Source organism: Streptomyces sp. NPDC002092 (assembly GCF_053593775.1).
Genome location: NZ_JBSFDG010000024.1, coordinates 95024 through 113820 on the forward strand (window position 1 = coordinate 95024; position 18797 = coordinate 113820).

Here is an 18797-nt window from a genome sequence, read left to right on the forward strand (position 1 = left end):
CTTCCGTGCCCTCCGCGGCACCCTCATGTCTTTCGGGAGCACCCTTCGTGAACCAGTCTGCCGAAAACCAGCCACCGGCCGGGGGCCGGCCCCAGGTCAGCCTCGCCCAGTCGTCACCCACCGTCGGCACCTTCCGGGAGCGGGACGGCGCGCTGGAGTGGAGCGGCCGTCAGGAGACCCTCCGCATCGAACCCTGGGGCCCGGACGCGGTCCGGGTGCGGGCCAGGCTCGGCGGCCCGATCCTGGAGGGCCTGCCGGGTGCCCTGCTCGACGAGGCGCCGGCCACCGAGAGCAGCGTCAAGATCGGTGACGGGGAAGGCCAGTTGACCGTCGGCGCGCTCACCGTGGAGGTGAGCGCCGAGGGCCTGATCCGCTTCCTGCGCACCGACGACGGCCACGAGGTGCTGGCCGAGGAACGCGCCCACTTCTGGTGGCCGGGCTCCCGCCTCTACACCGCCGTCGGCAACGGCCACCACCGCCTGGAGCAGCGGTTCGCCGCCTACGACGACGAGAAGCTGTACGGCCTCGGCCAGCACCAGCACGGCCGCCTCGACCAGAAGGGCCTGGTCCTCGACCTGGTCCAGCGCAACGCCGAGGTCGGCATCCCGGTGCTCTCCTCCAGCCGCGGCTACACCCTGCTGTGGAACAACCCGGCGATCGGCCGCGTGGAACTGGCGCACAACGGCACCCGCTGGGTGGCCGATTCGGCCCGCCAGATCGACTACTGGATCACCGCGGGCACCCCGGCCGACGGCCAGCGCCGCTACAGCGCGGTCACCGGCCGTACGCCGATGCTGCCTGAGTGGGCGGCCGGCTTCTGGCAGTGCAAGCTGCGCTACCGCACCCAGGACGAACTCCTCGCGGTGGCAAGGGAGTACAAGCGCCGGGGCCTGCCGATCTCGGCCATCGTGTGCGACTTCTTCCACTGGACGCACCTGGGCGAGTGGAAGTTCGACCCGGCCGAGTGGCCGGACCCCGCGGCGATGGTGCGCGAACTGGCGGAGCTCGGCATCAAGCTGGTGGTGAGCGTGTGGCCGTCCGTGTCACCCCTGAGCGAGAACCACCCGGTGATGGAGCAGCGCGGCTACTTCATAGGCACCCAGTACGGCCCGATGGCGCACGCCGACTGGCCCGACAAACAGGTCGCCTCCACCGTCCAGGTCGCCTTCTACGACGCCACCAACCCGGAAGCCCGTGAGTTCGTGTGGTCCCGCGTGAAGGAGAACTACCTGGAGCCGTACGGCATCACGGCCTTCTGGCTGGACGCCTGCGAGCCCGAACTCAAGCCCGGCTTCCAGGAGAACCTGCGCTACTGGGCGGGCCCCGGCCTGGAGGTCGGCAACAGCTATCCCGCCGAGAACTCCCGCACCTTCTACGAGGGCCTGCGCGCATCCGGCGAGGACGAGGTGATCACCCTCAACCGCTCGGCCTGGGCGGGCAGTCAGCGCTACGGCGCCGCCCTGTGGTCCGGCGACATCGGCACCGACTTCCCGACCCTGCGGCGCCAGATCGCGGCCGGCCTGAACACGGCCCTCTCGGGCATCCCCTGGTGGAACACCGACATCGGCGGCTTCCACGGCGGCGACCCGGACGACCCGGCGTACCGCGAGGTCATGGTGCGGTGGTTCCAGTTCGGGGCCCTGTCTCCCCTGATGCGGCTGCACGGATTCCGTGACCCGGGCATGCCACTGGGCCCGGAGATGACCGGCGGGCCGAACGAGGTGTGGTCCTACGGCGAGGAGGCCGGGGCGATCCTGGAGCGGTATCTGCGGCTGCGGGAGCGGTTGAGGCCTTACGTCCTGGACGTGATGCGGGAGGCGCACGAGGAGGGGTTGCCGGTGATGCGGCCGCTGTTCCTGGAGTTTCCGCAGGACCAGGCCGCCTGGGCCGTGGATGATGCGTATCTGTTCGGGCGGGATCTGTTGGTGGCGCCGGTCCTCACCGCCGGCGCTACGGCCCGGACGACGTATCTCCCGGCGGGGGCCAGGTGGACCGACGCGTGGACGGGAGAGACCTATGAGGGCGGTGCGGCTGTGACTGTCGATGCGCCGCTGGACCGCATCCCGCTGTTCCTTCGGGACGGGGCGCAGCTGCCTGTTGCTTCGCAGGATGTGCCGCGATAGGGCGGTCGTCGGCTGCGGCGCCGTCGTGGCTTGTCGCGCAGTTCCCCGCGCCCCTGGAGGGGCGCGGTAGAACCGCACGGTCGATTGCCCCGCCTGTCAGTTCCTGCAGACGGACTCCAGGGAGCGGACCAGGGCCTTGGTGTGGAGCAGGTCCGGGTGTTTTTCGTGGTGGACCTCGATCACCGCCAGGGTGAGTTCCGGGCGGCAGGTCAGGGTCGTGCGCTCCGGGGTCGTGTCTGCGACTGCCTGGACCAGGTCCGTGTTGATGCGGTTGATGGTCTGGCGGATCACGTTCAGGTCGGGCCTGGTGGTGGGGGCCTGGTCGGGGTGGGCGGTCCAGCGGGCGTAGAGGGCGCGCTGGACGTCCTTGTTGGCCTCGATCTGGTCGCGGAAGATACGGCGGACCTCGTCGGGGTCGGCGCCGATCTGCTTGGCCTGCGCGGCGACGTTGTCGAGGACCACCTGCTCGCGGGCGGGGTCGTCGATGGGGCTGTCGGTGCCCCACTTGGCCGCGGCCACCAGGTCGGCGGTGGCGAGGCGTTCGGCGGCGAGGGAGGCCACCGGGTGCAGGGGCGAGGACCAGGGGGACGCGGGTGCCGCTGCCGCGGTGCCCGGTATGGCGAGCACTGCGGCAGCGGCCGCCAGCGTGGTGCGGAGGGGGGTGAGGATCTGCATGGGGTCCATGAAACCTCACCCGGCCCGCATCAACATCAACTGCTGCTGACGCTTTCGCTGTTGACGATGAAGTTCAGGCCACCGGACGATGACGTGATCTCGAAGCCGAACTGCACGTCCCCGACGGTCACGTTGCCGAACCAGCCCTTGGTGTCCTTGATCCACTTCAGGATCGGCAGGATGTCGACCGTGCCGGAGCTCGAGTTGGAACTGCGGACGAACGAGAACACGTCGTTGGAGCCGTTGTTGCCCTTGTAGACGGTCCAGGAGTGACCGCCCAGCGTGACGTTGCCCTGCGAGGTGCCGAGCGGGCCGACGGCGCCGGTCTTGTTCATCCAGAGCATGATCTCGTACCTGTGGTTGGTGTCCCAGATGTCGTACGCCGTCTCGTACGCGCCGGACGACGGGACGCTGACGTTGTAGCTGCTGGAGAGGGAACCCAGCGAGGTGATCGACTTGTTGATCGCCTTGGTGGCGTTCGGGTAGGACTTGATGCCGCCGGTGTTGGGGTGGTCGGCCCAGACACCCCAGTTGGTGCCGGAGTTGGCCCAGATGCACTGGCTGCCTGCGCCGGAGCCCCAGACGTCGTTGTAGAGCGTGTAGCCGTTCAGGCTCGTGCTGCCGTACTGGGCGCAGGAGTTCCAGACCGCGGCGGAGGCGGGGGCGGACGCGAGGCCGACGGTGGCGCCGAGGGCCATCGCCGGGGCCAGTACGGCCATGGTGACCTTGCGAAGAGTGCTCTTTGCCATGGTGTCCCTTCCATGGGTGGGGGGAGTTGCGGGGGTGGTTACCACGCCCCTGGTGCGAGGACGTGGTCTTCTCCGGCGACGAGGTCGAGCGGCCGCGTGCCGGAAGAAGTCCTGAGTTCGATGCGGTGCGTACGGGTGGGGCGCAGCACCGCTGTCGCTTCTTGCGGGTTCCAGGTGAGGTCGAGTTCCGCCCCGAACCGGGTGCGGATACCGAGGAGTCGGCCCTTGGGGCAGGCCTTGGGGAGCGCGGGCAGCAGGACCAGGCGGTCCGGGGTCGACTGCACGAGCATCTCGATCAGCACTGCGGGCAGGGTGTGGGCGGCGTCGGCGTTGTAGACGTCGCGGTCCGGGTAGTGCGCGCTCATCAGGGAGGCGTGGAAGAAGTCGCCGTTGAGCACCTGGCCCAGGGCGTGCGCGACCCGTTCGCCGTCGCACAGCCGGGCGGCGACCAAGGCGTGGTGCAGATGGCCGTGCGCGGAGTCGTTCTCGGCGCCGCGCAGTTCGAGGGCACGGTGGGCGGCCGCCGCGAGGTCCGGGGTGTCGTAGGGGTTGATCTCGTCGAGCGGCCAGACGCCGTAGAGGTGGCTGAGGTGACGGTGGTCGTAGCTGTCGTCCAGGCCGGGCCAGGCCCATTCGGCGAGGGCGCCGTCGGCGTTGATCCGGTGGGGCGGCAGCCGGTCGGCGAGGGCATGCCAGCGGTCGGCCTCGGGGGTGTCCGGGTGGTACTCGGCCGCCGTCTGCAGCGCGTGCCGGGCGGCGGAGAGGTCCATGGCGGCGTTGATCGCACCCCAGCTCGCGTTCGCCGGGCGGTTCTCCGGCGAGTAGGACGGGACGACGACCAGGTGGCCGTCCTTGTCGGTCCGGGTGAGGAAGTCCTCGTAGAACAGGGCGATCTGGGCGAGCGCATGGGCGGTACGGGGGTCCCGGGCGCCGTTCGTCTCGTCGTGGTCGACGAGCGGTTTGAGCAGCCAGTCGGCGCCCGCGGTCCACAGGTGCAGGGGGTATTCGCGGCTGAAGTGGTACGAAAGGCCGGACTCGCCGTCGGTGTGGGCGGGGGCGACCACGCCGCGGGCGCCGAAGACCGCGCGGGCGTTCTCGGCCCAGTCGGAGAGCTGACGCTGGATCAGGGATGCGTGGGCTTCGGTGACTTCGGGGAGGGCGGCGGCCGCTGCGGACGCGGTCTGGAGGTTGAGGTTGGCGTCGTTGGTGAACGCCCCCGACCACGCGGTGTTCCAGTCGCCGGTCCACAGGCCGACCAGGCGGGGCGGGAGCAGGCCGCTCGCGGAGAGCAGGTGGTAGCGGCCGGCGGCGAAGAGGCGCTCCAGGAGGGCGGGGCTGTCGGGGTGCGCGAGCAGCTCCGAGCCGGGCAGGGCGCGCGCGGCCGGGTCCGCGTCCAGATCGAGGGTGACACGCTCGTAGGCGGTGCGGTGCAGGGCGGTGTGGCGGTCCAGGAGGAGGGTGTACGGGTCCTCGCCGGCCGGCAGCAGTTCGCGCAGGTCACGGGCGTGGGGGTTCGTGTCCAGCTCGCCGGTGTGCCGCAGCACCCTGGTCAGCACCAGGACCGACTCCGCGCCCGCGACCCGTGCACCGGGGGGCGTGAGCGTCGTACGGCCGCCGGTGACCACGACGAGCGTCACCCCGGTGTATGCCGTGTCGCTGCCGGGGTAGCGGACGCGCAGGGTGAGCAGGGCGCCCTCGGGAGTGAGGACCGCGCCGTCGCCGACGGCGAGGCCCGGCGGTGCGCCCGGCAGGCGGTGGTCCAGGGCGATGTCGAGGTCGGCCGCCGTGACGTGCTGGACGATCACGTCGTCGGCGCGGGACACGAAGACCCGGCTGCTCCAGCCCTCGCAGACCGCTTTCACCACGCCGGTGGTGAAGTCGACGGAGCGGCGGTAGCGGAGCGGCTCATCGCCGGACCGTCTGCGCAGTCGTACCTGGAAGGCGGGGTGGAAGGGCTGGACCCACTGGAGGTCTCGGCCGTCGGTGAAGGTCTCGGCGGCGCGCAGTTCGCCCGCGAGCAACTTGTCCTGGAGGAGCGGTAGTCGGTCGGCGAGGCGGGGCGGACGGGCCTTCTCGGCGCCGTTGGGGCGGACCAGGGTGTGATGGGTGACGACGATCCGCTCGTCGTTCGGGTCACCGAACACAAGAGCGCCGTGGCGACCGTTGCCGCTCAGGAAGCCGTCCTCCCAGCGGGTGGCGGGGAGGGGTTCCCAGGTTCCGTGGACAATGTTCATGGACGAGATCATCGGCGTGTTCATGGGCGCAACACCATCACGCCGTACCGGCCGAGGGTGACCTGGCCCTCGATGGTCCCGCCGGTCAGCAGGTCGCGGTGGGTGCCCGGCACCCGCACGGTCACCGACTCCCGCCCGTGGTTGAGCACGAAGAGCAGGTCGCCGCGGCGCACCGCCTCCACCCGGTCGGGCAGGCCGTCGAGGACGGGGCGGGCGCCCGCGTCGGCCGCGATCCCGGCCAGCAGAACCCGCAGCGCGTGCGGCTCGGGGAGCGTGGAGACATACCAGGCGCGGCCCTTGCGCAGCACGGCGGGCATGCCGTCGAGCTCGCCGCCCTTGTACCTGGCCTCGACCGAGGCGTCCTCGGCGGCCTCGATCTCCTCCGACCAGAGGGTGCCGTGGAAACCGTCGGTCTCGACGGTCTCGTCCGCGTCCAGCGGCCACCACTCGTGCAGCGTGCGGATGCCGAACAGCTCGCGCAGACGGGGGTCCATGCCGCCGGGGCGGACCCGGTCGTCCTCGTCGGCGACACCGGTCAGGAACCCGCAGACGAGGGTGCCGCCGCCGCGGATGTAGGCGAGGAGGTTGTCGACCGCCGCGTCCGTGAGGGCGTACAGCTGGGGGACCACGACCAGCTTGTAGGCGGTGAGGTCGTGTTCGGGGTGGGCGAAGTCGGTGGTGAGGTGGGCCTGCCACAGGGCGCGGTGCCAGGTGGTGAGGACCTGGGTGTGGTCGACCCGGGTCGAGAGCCGGCCCTCGTGGGCACCGGCCCACCACGAGTGCCAGTCGTGCAGGATCGCGATGTCGTTGGTGCTGTGGCTGCCCGTCACCTCGGCGCTGATTCGGGCCAGTTCGGCGCCGAGCTGCTTGACCTCCTGATACGTACGACCCTCCGGCCCGGCATGGCTGACCATCCCGGAGTGGAACTTCTCCGCGCCCTGCCGGGACTGACGCCACTGGAAGTAGCAGACGGCGTCGGCGCCGCGGGCCACCGCCTGGAGGGACCAGAGGCGGTTGAGGCCGCGTGGCTTGGGGTGGTTGACGCCACGCCAGTTGACCGGGCCCGCCGCCTGCTCCATCAGCATCCAGGGGCCGCGGGCCTGCGAGCGGGTCAGATCCTGGACGAGGGCGCCGTGCTGCGCGCCGAGGGGGTCGCGCGGGTCGGGATAGAGATCGACGGAGACGACGTCCTCCTCCTCGGCCCACCGCCAGGCGTCCTGCCCGGCCCACAGCGGCATGAAGTTGGTGGTGACCGGGATGTGGGAGGGGGTGTGCCGGCGGACGATGTCCCGTTCGGCGACGTAACACTCCAGGAGCATGTCGGAGGTGAACCGCTTGAAGTCCAGCACCTGGCCCGGGTTCTTCAGGTAGTGGGCGTGGCGGGGCGGCAGCACCTCGGCCCAGTCGCCGTAACCCTGGCTCCAGAAGGCCGTGCCCCAGGCGGAGTTGAGGGCGTCGAGCGCGCCGTACTTGATCTGCAGCCAGCGGCGGAAGCGGGCTGCGGCCTCGTCGCCCCAGTCGTAGGTGCAGTACTCGTTGTTGATGTGCCACATGGTGAGGGCGGGGTGGCCGCCGTAGCGGGCGGCGAGGTCCTCGGTGATGGCTGCGGCGTAGCGGCGGTAGGCGGCGCTGGAGTGCGAGAAGTGCTGGCGGCCGCCCCACCATTCGGTGCGTCCGTCCTCGTCACGGGGCAGGGTCTCGGGGTGCAGCCGGCCGAGCCAGGGCGGCGGCGAGGAGGTGGGGGTGGCGAGCACGACGCCGATGCCGTTGTCGAGCATGAGGTCCATCAGCCGGTCGAGCCAGCCGAACTCCCGCTCCCCTGGGCGGGGTTCGAGTTTCGCCCAGGAGAAGACACCGAGGGTGACGGAGTTGACGCCGGCGTCCCGCATGAGCCGTACGTCCTCGGTCCAGGTCTCCTCGGGCCACTGCTCCGGGTTGTAGTCGCCGCCGAAGAGGATGCGGCCGCGGGTGGCGGCGCCGAGCGCGGGCATCAGACGGGGTCTCCGTACTGGATCCCGCGCCCGTTGGTGGCGAGGTAGACGCGACCGTGGATGCGCGGGTCACCGATGACGGCCGTGCCGATCCAGCCCCACTGGTGCCTGTCGTCGTTGATCCGCACCCAGGTCTTCGCCTCGTCGTCGGAGCGGTGGACGCCGGTGACGGTCCCGATCGTGCCGACCTGGTAGAGGGCGGGGTAGTCGGCGCCCTTCGCGGCCCTGCCGAAACCGAGGCACTCCGAGGCGCCGACGCCGGCGGTCTTCGAGAAGCTCGCGCCGCCGTCGGTGGACCGGTGCAGCCCCTGCCCCTTGGCGCTCAGCCACAGATCGCGGGACCTGCCCGGCGCGGCGACCAGCGTGAACTGGCTGTCCCCGGAGGGGAGTCCGGTCGCCCGGGCCGTGAAGGTCCGGCCACTGTCGGTGCTTGCGTACAGCGTTCCCGTGTCGGTGTCGTACGCGTAGAAGAGCGTCGGGTCGGCCGGGTCGGCGACCGGCGTGGCGCCCTTCGGGAAGGAGGAGACCTCGGACCAGGTGGCGCCGTGGTCCGTGGAGCGGTGGGCGGGGTACTTGGTGCCGTCCGAGTGCACGAAGACCCACAGCAGCACGCCGCCGTCGGCACTCACGGCGATCGGCCCCGGCCCGTCCTTGGCGATGGCGGGCTGAGCCTCGAAGGGCGTCCAGGTCTGTCCGCCGTCGTTCGAGCGGGCACCGTTGCCGTGGTCGCCCCAGCCGGTACGGACGACGTACGACGGCTTGCCCGCGGCCTGGGCGAGCCCCATCGCCGACCCGAACACGGGGTTGGTCGCCATGCCGCGGGACGGGGACGCCGTGAGCCGCTCGTGGTACAGCACGCCGATGTCACCGCAGCCGCTGATCAGGTGCGCCTGGCCGGCCGGGGGCGAGATCAGCAGGCGTACGGCCGTCTCCTCCAGGCCGCGGATCTGCGGGGCCCAGTGCTTCAGGTCCCGGGTGCCGTAGAGGGTGGCGCCGGTGCCGTACACGATGTGCCGGGAGTCGTACGGATCGAGGGCGACGGCCTGGATCCACCAGCCGAACTTCGGCTTGTCGGCACCCCACTTGAGATAAGGGGTCTCGGACACGTCGAGGACGGCGGAGTCCTTGAGGGACGTCCAGGTGCGACCGCCGTCGGTGGTCCGGTAGAGGGTGTCGATCTCGGCCCATCGGTTGTTGGTGGAGACGACGACGGTGCCGGGGAGGCGGGCGTCGACGGCGACGCCGCCGTACCCGAAGGTGTCGGCGGAACCGTCGGATGTGGTGCCGCCCGGGTTCACCGGGGTCACGTCGGTCCACTTCCCGCTGGTGGTGCACAGCTTGTGCACACTGCCGTCGGACTGGCCGTTCGGCCCTGGCGCGTTGGCGTACGTCACGTAGAGCTCGCGGGTGTGCCGGTCGTACGCGGCGCGGATCGGCACCTTGGCGGCCGTGCCGGTGGGCCCGCCCGGGACGGCTTCCCAGGTGGTGCCGTCGGCGGTGCGGAAGAGGTGGGCGGTGCTGCCGTCGGAGTCGCCCCAGCCGGCGTAGAGGGTGCGCCCCACGGCGACGAGGAAGGTGATGCCCTGCCCGGAGGCGCTCGGGGTGCCCGGGAAGCCGCCGGCAGCGGCCCAGGTGGCCCCCCGGTCGGTCGACTTGAGCAGCCCGTCGTGCCGGGTGCCCAGCCACAGGGTGTCGCTGTCCCGCGGATCGACGAGCAGCCGCTCACCCGCACCCCGCCCGTCCTCGTTGGCGCCGAGCTTGACGCCGAGGTCGGTGCGGGTCCAGGTGGCACCGCGGTCCTCGGAGCGCAGGACGGCCCCGTTGCCGGCCCAGGACTGGGTGTAGGTGCCGAGGGCGAGGTAGACGCGGTCGGGGTGGGCGTGGTCGATGGCGATGGCCTCGACGCCGAGGAGGTTCCAGTCGTCCGCGCCGAGATGGTCGGTCAGCGGGGTCCAGCGGGCGGCCTTGTCGTCCCAGCGGTAGGCGCCACCGATGTCGGTACGGGCGTAGGCGAGGCCGCGGACCGAGGGGTGGAAGAGGACGCCGGTGACGAACCCGGTGCCGCCTATGACGGCGTTGCGCCAGCGGTAGGCGGGTGTGGCGGTGGCGGCCCGTGCCGCTGCCTGCGCCCGCCCGGGGAGCAGCGGAACGGCGGTGAGCGCGGCGGTCGCCGCGGTACCGGCGAGAACGGCACGTCGGCTCGGAGCGAACGCGGACATGACATACCTCGTTCTGTGCGGTGGGGCGGAAGGGAGGCTTGGGGCCGCCGCGGCCGACCGCTGATGGAGGCAGGTCGGCCACGGCGGAGTCGAAAGGTGCGGCTCAGCCCTTGATGGCGCCGGTGAGCATGCCCTTCCTGAAATGCTTCTGGACGAAGGGCGACAGCACGGCCACGGGCAGCAGGGCCATCACCATGACCGCCATCTGGATGGCGAGCCCGGACAGCTGACCGGTCCTGATGGCCTGGCTCAGGCCGACCGGCGCCTCCTGCTTCTGCACGAGCTGGATCATGACGTTCTGCAGCGGCATCATGTCCTGGTCGTTCAGATAGAGCGACGCGTTGAACCAGGCACTCCAGTAGCCGACGGCGTAGAAGAGCGTGATCACCGCGAGCACGGCCCGCGACAGCGGCATGACGATCCGCCAGAGGATCCGCAGGTCCCCGGCACCGTCGATGCGCGCGCTGTCGATGAGCTCCGGCGAGATCTCCATGAAGAAGCCTCGCAGCACCAGGATGTTGAAGACGCTGATGGCGCTCGGCAGGATCAGCGCGAGATAGCTGTCGGTCAGACCGAGGGACTGCACCAGCAGATAGGTGGGGATGAGTCCGGCGCTGAAGAACATGGTCGCCAGCAGCAGCATCAGGATCCAGCGGTGGCCGAGGGACCCGCTCCGGGACAGGCCGTAGGCACACAGGACGGACACGGCCATCGAGAACAGTGTGCCGACCAGGGTGACGAGGATGCTGATGATCGCGGCGCGGGTGACCTGGCCGCCGCTGAGCAGTTCCCTGTAGGCGACGAAGGTGATGCCCTTGGGCACCATCACCAGGCCGCCCGCCTCGTTGATCGTCTGGCGCGAGGACAGGCTGGTGACGACGACGATCCACAGCGGGAAGAGGATCGCCAGGCAGGCGAATGTCAGCGCGACGCCCTTGCCCGCGAGACCGGCCTGGGAGGGCTTCTCCTCCCACGCGGGGCGCTCCGGTGCGGTCCACCGGCGTGGCCGGCTCGCCGGTTTGTCGATGACGGCGGTCACTTCTTGTACACCCCCTTCTCGCCCATGAGATGGGCCACCTTGTTCGCGGCGAGGACCAGGCCGATGCTGACCACGCCCTTGACGAGTCCGGCGGCGGCCGCGTAGCCGAAGTTCTGGTTGCGCACGCCGTTCCACCACACGAAGGTGTCGAGGACCTCCCCCGCGCCCGGTCCCACGCCGTCACGTTGCAGCAGGATCTGTTCGAACCCGACGGTCAGGGCGTCGCCGACGCGCAGCACGAGGAGGAGGGCGATCACCGGGCGCAGGGCGGGAAGCGTGACGTGCCACATGCGGCGCCAGCGTCCGGCGCCGTCCATCGCGGCGGCCTCGTACAGATCCGGGCTGACCGAGGCCAGGGCGGCGAGGAAGACGATGATCCCCCACCCGGCGTCCTTCCACACGCTCTGCGCGGTGAGCAGGAAGGGGAAGGTGCTCGGGTTGGTCATGATGTCGAGGCCGTCGTACCCGTGCTGCCGCAGCAACTGGGACAGCATGCCCGCGCCGCCGAACATCTGCTGGAAGACGGCGATGACCAGCACCCAGGAGAAGAAGTGCGGCAGATAGAGAACGGCCTGCGCGAACGCCCGCACCCGGGGCCGGACCACGCTGTTGATGAGCAGCGCGAGCAGGATCGGGATCGGGAAGAACAGCAGGAGCTGGACGAAGAACAGCACGAGCGTGTTCTCGACGGCGTTCCAGAAGGCGGAGTCCTCGAAGATCTGCTGGAAGTTCTCCAGGCCCACGAAGGGGCTGTTCAGCATGGAGATGATGCCGTTGTCGCTGATGTAGGGGTCGTAGTCCTGGAAGGCGACGATGTTGCCGAGGATCGGCAGGTAGTTGAAGACCAGCAGGAGCACGACGGCCGGCAGCGTCATGAGGATCAGCAGGCGGTCGCGTCTGAACCTGAGCCGCAGGCTCAGTTTGCCCGAGCCTCGTTTCTCCCGGGGGCCGGTGGCGCCCTCGGACGCCGTCTGCGTCTTCACCGGCGTGCTGGCCTCGGCCTTGGTCCGAGGCACCGTGCTGTAGGACACAGCCGTTCTCCTTGCCTCAGAGCCTCGTCAGCTCGCCGCCGTACCGTTCTCGTCGAGGAGCTTCTTGTACCAGTCGCGCAGCTTGTCCCCGCCCTTGCTCTTCCAGTCGGAGATGGCCTGCTGCATGTCGCTGATCTTCTTGTGGCCGCGGATGATGTCGTCCTCGAGCTGCTCGAAGTCGTTGACGAGGTTGGTGTAGCGGGAGGGCTCGGTGATCTGCAGGCCCCAGAACGACGACTTCTTGGTGAAGGCGCCCATCCGCTGCTCCCACTCGACCATCGCCTTGGTGTAGTCCGGCAGGTCGGGGTGGGCGGTGGTGGCGGCGGGGCTCGCCACCATGACATAGGCGTTGAGTACCTCGTTGTTGCCCCTGTCGTTCTTGACGGGGACGCCGTCCTTGAGCGTGTAGTGCGTGCCCTCGACACCGTAGTTGGTCATCATCCACTCCTTGGTGCCGTACGGCGCCGCGGTGACGTTGGCGACCGCCAGCACGTCGCGGATGACGGACTCGGAGGCTTTCTTGTTGACGAAGGCGAAGATGCCGGCCGGGTTCTGGGCGTACAGCGTCGGGGCACCGCCGTCATGGCCCCAGATGTCCATGCCCCAGACCTTGACGCCGGGGTTCTGGGTGGCCAGGGATGCCTGCTGTCCGTACCAGTTGACGATGTTGTTGTTCCAGATCAGGAACTCGCCGGCGGCGAACTTGGGGGCCGGGTCGGCGATCTGGCTCTTGCCCAGCAGGAAGTTGGGGTGGACGACGCCGGCGGCGAACAGCTTGCGCGTCCACTCGATGGCTTCCAGATACTGCGGGGTCTCGATGCGGTTGATCAGCTTGCCGTCGGCCATGTTCCACCAGAGCGGCTTCTCCCCGCCGCTGAGCACACCGAAGTTGCTGAACGCGGTCCACTTCATGTCACCGCAGGCCCACCGCTTGGCCCTGGCGCTGGTGATCTCCTTGCACAGGGCCATGAACTCGTCGGAGGACCGCGGGATTTCGTAGCCCCCTTTGTCGAAGATGTCCTTCCGGTAGAGGGGCACGATGTTCGGGACGGACGAGGAGGGCATCGGCAGGCCCATCAGCTTGCCGCCGAAGATGGAGCGCTGCCAGGCCTCGCTGGGGATCGCCGCGAGGTTGGGATACTCCTTGACCTTGTCCCCGGACAGGTACGGCCCCAGGTCCGCGAACTTGCCGATGATGGCGCTGGGTATCTTGCCCAGCATGTTCCAGCCGGGGACGACGACCACGTCCGGGACGTCGCTGGAGGCGAGGACCGCGCCGAGCTTCTGGTCGTAGGTGTTGCCGTCCTGGTTGCGCCACTGGACGTCGACACCGATCAAGTCGTTCATCGCTGTGTAGTAGGGGTTGTTCTGCTTGGGCGGCGAGCCCCAGAACGGCGACATGATGGTGACCTTGCCGCCCTTGCCGAGCTTCTTCGGGACAGAGGTCTTGAGGGTGGCGATGTCGAGCTTGGCGGTGAAGCCCATCGACGAGCCGTTCTTGGACGGGATGTCCGGCGTCACCACGCTGCTGGCCACATAGGCCGGCAGAAGCTTCTTGGCGTTCTTGCCCGACGTGGTCCCGTCGCGCGACCCGCCGTCCGAACCACCACAGGCGGACAGCAGTGGCATCCCTCCCGCCACCGCTGCGGTGGCGACCGCTGTTGAGGCGAGGAAGCTTCTCCGGCTCTGTCCGGAGGAGGCGGAGGCGGCGTTCGGCGTCATTGCGTCAACCCTTCGTGGCGCACCTGGACACCCGGCGGAGGCCGTCGGCTGCGGTGTCTTAAGTGGAACTGGCTGAGCTGAAGCGTTTCTTCGACGAGTGAACGGGAGGCGCAGTCGAAGCGCTTCGATGTTGCTGCGAGGTTAAGTGAACACACAGGGGCGCACAAGGGTCGCTTCCAAGATTCCTACGAGGCTCGGGATCGCCTTCCTTTCGTATGCACCCCTTGAAGTCAAGGTGTTGATCTCTTGACACTCGGCCCCGAGTCGAATGAGCATCGAAGCGCTTCGAAAGCCTTCCCGTCGATCCATCGCAGGGGGATCCCCACGTGACCGCACACACGCCGCACACGCCGCCTTTTCGCGATCCACACCTGCCCTTCGCGAAGCGCATCGACGACCTTCTGTCGCGGCTCACCCTCGATGAGAAGATCGGATTCCTGCACCAGTTCGTCCCCGCCGTCGAGCGCCTGGACATCCCCGCCTTCCGCACCGGCCAGGAGGCGCTGCACGGCGTGGCCTGGATGGGCCCGGCCACGGTCTTCCCGCAGGCGGTCGGTCTCGGCGCGACCTGGAACACGGACCTCGTACGACGGGTCGGCGAGGCCGTCTCCAAGGAGACCCGCGCCATGCGCGCCCGTGACGACCGCGTGGGGCTCAACGTCTGGTCCCCGACCGTCAACCTCCTGCGCCACCCCCTGTGGGGCCGCAACGAGGAGGGCTACTCGGAGGATCCGCGGCTCACCTCGGCCATCGCCACCGCCTACACGCACGGCCTGCGCGGCGAGCACCCGACGTACTGGCGCACGGCGCCGGTCCTCAAGCACTGGCTGGCGCACAACAACGAAACGGGCCGCGACGTCACGTCCTCCTCCGTCCGCCCCCGGGTCCTGCACGAGTACGACCTGCGCGCCTTCCGCGAGACCGTCGAGGCGGGCGCGGTGGCTGGTGTCATGCCCGCGTACAACCTGGTCAACGGTCGCCCGAACCATGTCTCGCCCTATCTGCGCGAGCACCTGCGGGCCTGGACCGATGAGGATCTCCTCGTCTGCTCGGACGCGGGCGCGCCGTCCAACCTGGTCGACTCCGAGCACTACTTCGACACGCACGAGGAGGCGACGGCAGCGGCGCTGCTGGCCGGCGTCGACAGCTTCACCGACCACGGCACCGACAACTCGAAGATCACCGCGCGGGTGCGCGGGGCCCTGGAGCAGGGCCTGCTCACCGAGTCGGACATCGACACGGCCGTACGCCGCCAGCTCTCGGTGCGTTTCCGCCTCGGCGAGTTCGACCCGCACTACGACCCGCACGCCGGCACCGGAGAGTTCGACACCCCGGCCCATCGTGCGCTCGCCCAGGAGGCCGCCGAGCAGGCGGTCGTGCTGCTGAAGAACGACGACGGTCTGCTGCCGCTCGCCGAGGACGCCCGGATCGCGGTGGTCGGCCTGCTCGCGGACGAGTGCAAGCTCGACTGGTACAGCGGCACGCTCATCCACCGGTCCACACCTCTGGAGGGCCTGTACGAGCGGTTCGGCGCGGAGCGCGTGGAGTTCGCGGAGGGCGTGGACCGCGTCCGCTTCAAGACCGCTGCCGGTACGTTTCTCCATGTCCCGGCGGCCGACGGCGCCGAGGAGCAGGTGCGCGGCGCCGAGGGTGCTCTCGACCCGGCCACGCTCACCGGCCGCACCGATCTGCCCCCGCTGACCACCGATGCGACCGGTACCGAGTTCGCGCTCATGGAGTGGGGCGAGGGCGTGCTTACGCTGCGCGCGCCCGACGGCCGCTATCTCTCGGTCGCGGAGGACGGCTACCTGCGCGCCTCCGCCGACCAGCCCGGAGGCTGGATCGTCCAGGAGACATTCCGCCTGGAACCCCATGAGAACGGGCACCTCCTGAAGCACCTCGGTACGGGTCGCCACGTCTGTGTCGCCGCCGACGGCGTCAAGGTTGCCGAAGCGAACCCGGAAATCCTCGAGGTGATCATCACCGAACGCGGTGAGGACGCGGTCCGCAGGGCCGCCGCCGGGGCCGACGTGGTCCTGGTGGTCGCGGGCAACGATCCGCACATCAACGGCCGCGAGACCGAGGACCGTACGACCCTGCGCCTCCCCCGGCACCAGGAGCGCCTGCTGCACACCGCGCGCGCCACCAACCCGCACACGGTGCTGGCGCTGGTGTCGGCGTACCCCTACGCGTTCGACTCCGCCCGCCTCCCGGCCGTCCTGTGGACGGCGCACGGCGGCCAGGCGGCCGGCACCGCCCTGGCCAGGGTCCTCGCCGGCGACGTCTCCCCCGCCGGCCGCCTCCCGCAGACCTGGTACGCCGACGACGCCGACCTGCCCGACCTCCTCGACTACGACGTGATCGGCAGCCGCCAGACCTACCTGTACTTCGAGGGCACACCCCTGTTCCCGTTCGGCCACGGCCTGTCGTACGCGTCGTTCGCCTACGCGGACCTGAAGGCGAAGGCGGGGGGCGCCGCGGTGTCCGTCTCCTTCACGGTCACGAACACCGGGGCCATGGCGGCGGACGAGGTCGCCCAGCTCTATCTCCGCGCCGTGGACCCGGCTCTCCCGCGTCCGCGGCGCGAGCTGGCGGCACTCGAGCGGGTGCGTCTGGAGCCGGGCGAGCGCAGGGAGCTCTCCTTCGAAGTCCCCTTGTCCGCCTTCGGGTTCTGGGATGTGCACCAGGGCCGCTGGCGCCGTGAACCGGGCCCCTACGAACTGCTGGCCGGTGCCTCCAGCGAGGATGTGCGGCTGCGCACGACGGTGACCCTCGACGGCGAGGCGTCCGCACCGCGCCCCGTCCTGAGCCGGGGTCTCGACGCGGCCGACTTCGACGAGCAGAGCAGCATCGAGATCGTCGACCGCACCAAGGCCGCGGGCGACGCGGTGACCCCGGTGGAGGGCAGGGCGGGTGAACTGGTCTACCGGGACTGCGACTTCGGGAAGGGCGTCAGCGAGGTGTCCGTGACGGTGGCGGGCCAGGGTGTGGTCGATGTGTCACTGGACGGCGGTCCGGTGCTCGCGTCCCTGACGCCCGGGACGCCGACGCCCGGGCCGTACGACTACACGACGGTCACCGCCGGGATCCTCGCCGAGGGTGTCCGCGACGTCCACCTCAGGCTGCGCGGCCCGCTGCGGCTCGCGCACGTCGTCTTCTCCGGTTGAGGGTCCGCAGAAGACGGCCCAGGGGCCCGGCACCGGAAGGCATCGGTGCCGGGCCCCTGCGGGAGCCTATATGAAAATGGTTCCCATTTACTAGAGGAGTCCCAGAGGGCCTAGAGTGCGAGCCCGGTGAGGACCAGCACCCGCTCGTACGTGTAGTCGTCCATCGCGAACTTGACGCCCTCGCGGCCCACCCCGGACTGCTTGGCGCCGCCGTACGGCATCTGGTCGGCCCGGTAGGAGGGGACGTCGCCGATGACCACGCCGCCCACCTCCAGTGCACGATGCGCCCGGAAGGCCACCTGGAGGTCGTGCGTGAACACGCCCGCCTGGAGGCCGTACTTGGAGGAGTTGACGGCGGCGAACGCCTCGGCCTCGCCGTCCACCTTCTGCACGGTGAGGACGGGCCCGAAGACCTCCTCGCAGGAGATCGTCGTGTCGGCCGGTACGTCGGTGAGGACGGTCGGCGCGTAGGAGGCGCCGTCGCGGTCGCCGCCGGTGAGCAGGGTGGCACCGGCCTCGACGGCCTCCTTCACCCACGACTCGACACGCCTGGCCGCGTCCTCGCTGACCAGCGGGCCGACGTCGGTCTTGTCGTCGGCCGGATCACCGGTGACCTGGGCCTCGACGGCGGCGACGATACGCGGCAGCAGTCGGTCGTACACCGACGCGTCCGCGATGACCCGCTGCACGGAGATGCAGGACTGGCCGCCCTGGTAGTTCGAGAAGGTCGCGATGCGGGTGGCGGCCCAGTCGAGGTCCGCGTCGGAGGCGTAGTCGCCGAGGACGACGGCCGCGCCGTTGCCGCCCAGCTCCAGGGTGCAGTGCTTGCGCGGCACCGAGTCCATGATCGCGTAGCCGACCTTCTCGGAACCGGTGAAGGAGATGACCGGCAGGCGCTCGTCCTGGACGAGGGCGGGCATCTTGTCGTTGGCGACCGGGAGGATGCTCCAGGAGCCGGGCGGGAGGTCCGTCTCGGCGAGCAGGTCACCGATGATCAGGCCGGAGAGCGGGGTGGCGGGCGCCGGCTTCAGGATGATCGGCGCGCCGGCCGCGATCGCCGGGGCGACCTTGTGGGCGCACAGGTTGAGCGGGAAGTTGAAGGGCGCGATGCCGAGGACGACGCCCTTGGGGAAGCGGCGGGTGAGGGCGAGACGGCCCTGGCCGCCGGCGTCGGTGTCGAGGCGCTGGGCCTCGCCGCCGTTGAAGCGGCGGGCCTCTTCGGCGGCGAACCGGAAGACGGAGACCGCGCGGCCGACCTCGCCGCGGGCCCACTTGATCGGCTTGCCGTTCTCGGCGGAGATCAGCTGTGCGATCTCCTCGGTGCGCTCGACGAGCCTGCGGCTGACGTGGTCGAGGGCGGCGGCGCGGACGTGGGCCGGGGTGGCGGCGAAGTCCTCGCGGACGGCGTGGGCGGCGGCGACGGCCTCCTCGACCTGGGCGTCGGTCGGCACGCTCACCTTGCCGACGAGGCGGCCGTCCCAGGGGGAGGTGACGTCGAAGGTGTCCTCGCCCGTGGCCTGGCGGCCGGCGAGCCAGAAGGCGGTGGTGGCTGCCGCATTTTCTTTGGGCATGTCGTCCCGGCCCTTCCGCGTTAGGGGGTGTGCAGGGTGGTCAGGTCCACGGTAGGGCGGTGGGGGTGGGGGTGTGTTTGGCCGGGGTGTAGTGGTGGGGGCGGAGGGTGCGACGGTTTGGCAGGGTGGGTGGGCGCGGCCGGAATTTTTTCGCCCCCGCCGCCCCTACCCGTCCCGACCCGGGGGCCAGCCCCCGGACCCCCGCTCCTCAAACGCCGGAGGGGCTGGATTCGGCTCAGCCCATTCCAGCCCGTCCGGCGTTTGAGGACGAGGCCG

At 70.1% G+C, this 18797-nt stretch carries 11 protein-coding genes; 2 read left to right on the plus strand and 9 right to left on the minus strand.

Annotated elements, in window-relative coordinates:
- Positions 1-47 precede the first annotated feature (47 nt).
- Positions 48-2123 (plus strand): glycoside hydrolase family 31 protein, encoded by a 2076-nt coding sequence (locus ACWCRD_RS39400; RefSeq protein ID WP_450970492.1) that lies wholly within the window; start codon positions 48-50, stop codon positions 2121-2123.
- Positions 2124-2219: 96 nt separating this feature from the next.
- Here the strand turns inward: ACWCRD_RS39400 and ACWCRD_RS39405 are convergent, their stop codons facing one another.
- The 8 genes from ACWCRD_RS39405 to ACWCRD_RS39440 all read right to left on the minus strand — a co-directional run bounded on the left by ACWCRD_RS39405 (position 2220) and on the right by ACWCRD_RS39440 (position 13783).
- Entirely contained in the window at positions 2220-2798 is a 579-nt protein-coding gene (locus tag ACWCRD_RS39405; RefSeq protein WP_450970503.1) for a chorismate mutase, read from the minus strand.
- Positions 2799-2833: 35 nt separating this feature from the next.
- Positions 2834-3547 (minus strand): glycoside hydrolase family 12 protein, encoded by a 714-nt coding sequence (locus ACWCRD_RS39410; RefSeq protein WP_450970493.1) that lies wholly within the window; start codon positions 3545-3547, stop codon positions 2834-2836.
- A gap of 38 nt (positions 3548-3585) precedes the next feature.
- Positions 3586-5781: a glycosyl hydrolase family 95 catalytic domain-containing protein gene (locus tag ACWCRD_RS39415; protein WP_450970494.1), complete on the minus strand. Its 2196-nt coding sequence runs from the start codon at positions 5779-5781 to the stop codon at positions 3586-3588.
- Between the two features lie 20 nt (positions 5782-5801).
- Positions 5802-7772: a beta-galactosidase gene (locus tag ACWCRD_RS39420; RefSeq protein ID WP_450970495.1), complete on the minus strand. Its 1971-nt coding sequence runs from the start codon at positions 7770-7772 to the stop codon at positions 5802-5804.
- Positions 7772-9991, minus strand: coding sequence for a 1,4-beta-glucanase (locus tag ACWCRD_RS39425; RefSeq protein ID WP_450970496.1), 2220 nt, complete (start codon positions 9989-9991; stop codon positions 7772-7774). Before ACWCRD_RS39425 ends, ACWCRD_RS39420 begins: the two co-directional genes overlap by 1 nt.
- A 103-nt stretch (positions 9992-10094) precedes the next feature.
- Positions 10095-11030, minus strand: coding sequence for a carbohydrate ABC transporter permease (locus tag ACWCRD_RS39430; RefSeq protein ID WP_450970497.1), 936 nt, complete (start codon positions 11028-11030; stop codon positions 10095-10097).
- Positions 11027-12061, minus strand: coding sequence for an ABC transporter permease (locus tag ACWCRD_RS39435; protein WP_450970498.1), 1035 nt, complete (start codon positions 12059-12061; stop codon positions 11027-11029). The genes ACWCRD_RS39430 and ACWCRD_RS39435 overlap by 4 nt, the downstream gene beginning before the upstream one ends.
- Before the next feature lie 27 nt (positions 12062-12088).
- Complete coding sequence (locus ACWCRD_RS39440) at positions 12089-13783, minus strand: extracellular solute-binding protein (protein ID WP_450970499.1); 1695 nt, start codon at positions 13781-13783, stop codon at positions 12089-12091.
- Positions 13784-14109: 326 nt separating this feature from the next.
- Between ACWCRD_RS39440 and ACWCRD_RS39445 the strand changes: the two genes are divergently transcribed.
- The gene (locus tag ACWCRD_RS39445; RefSeq protein ID WP_450970500.1) at positions 14110-16950 is read left to right on the plus strand and encodes a glycoside hydrolase family 3 C-terminal domain-containing protein; all 2841 of its coding nucleotides are present in this window, start codon (positions 14110-14112) and stop codon (positions 16948-16950) included.
- A 110-nt stretch (positions 16951-17060) separates the two neighbouring features.
- Here the strand turns inward: ACWCRD_RS39445 and ACWCRD_RS39450 are convergent, their stop codons facing one another.
- Positions 17061-18521 carry an aldehyde dehydrogenase family protein gene (locus tag ACWCRD_RS39450; protein WP_450970501.1) on the minus strand — a complete coding sequence of 487 codons (1461 nt, stop codon included), beginning with the start codon at positions 18519-18521 and terminating at the stop codon, positions 17061-17063.
- Positions 18522-18797 lie beyond the last annotated feature (276 nt).

Excerpts from the sequence above, each read along its gene's own strand:
- ACWCRD_RS39450 (WP_450970501.1), bottom strand. The coding sequence starts at position 18,521 with ATGCCCAAAGAAAATGCGGCAGCCACCACCGCCTTCTGGCTCGCCGGC.
- ACWCRD_RS39405 (WP_450970503.1), bottom strand. The coding sequence starts at position 2,798 with ATGCAGATCCTCACCCCCCTCCGCACCACGCTGGCGGCCGCTGCCGCA.
- ACWCRD_RS39425 (WP_450970496.1), bottom strand. The coding sequence starts at position 9,991 with ATGTCCGCGTTCGCTCCGAGCCGACGTGCCGTTCTCGCCGGTACCGCG.
- ACWCRD_RS39410 (WP_450970493.1), bottom strand. The coding sequence starts at position 3,547 with ATGGCAAAGAGCACTCTTCGCAAGGTCACCATGGCCGTACTGGCCCCG.
- ACWCRD_RS39415 (WP_450970494.1), bottom strand. The coding sequence starts at position 5,781 with ATGAACATTGTCCACGGAACCTGGGAACCCCTCCCCGCCACCCGCTGG.
- ACWCRD_RS39440 (WP_450970499.1), bottom strand. The coding sequence starts at position 13,783 with ATGACGCCGAACGCCGCCTCCGCCTCCTCCGGACAGAGCCGGAGAAGC.
- ACWCRD_RS39420 (WP_450970495.1), bottom strand. The coding sequence starts at position 7,772 with ATGCCCGCGCTCGGCGCCGCCACCCGCGGCCGCATCCTCTTCGGCGGC.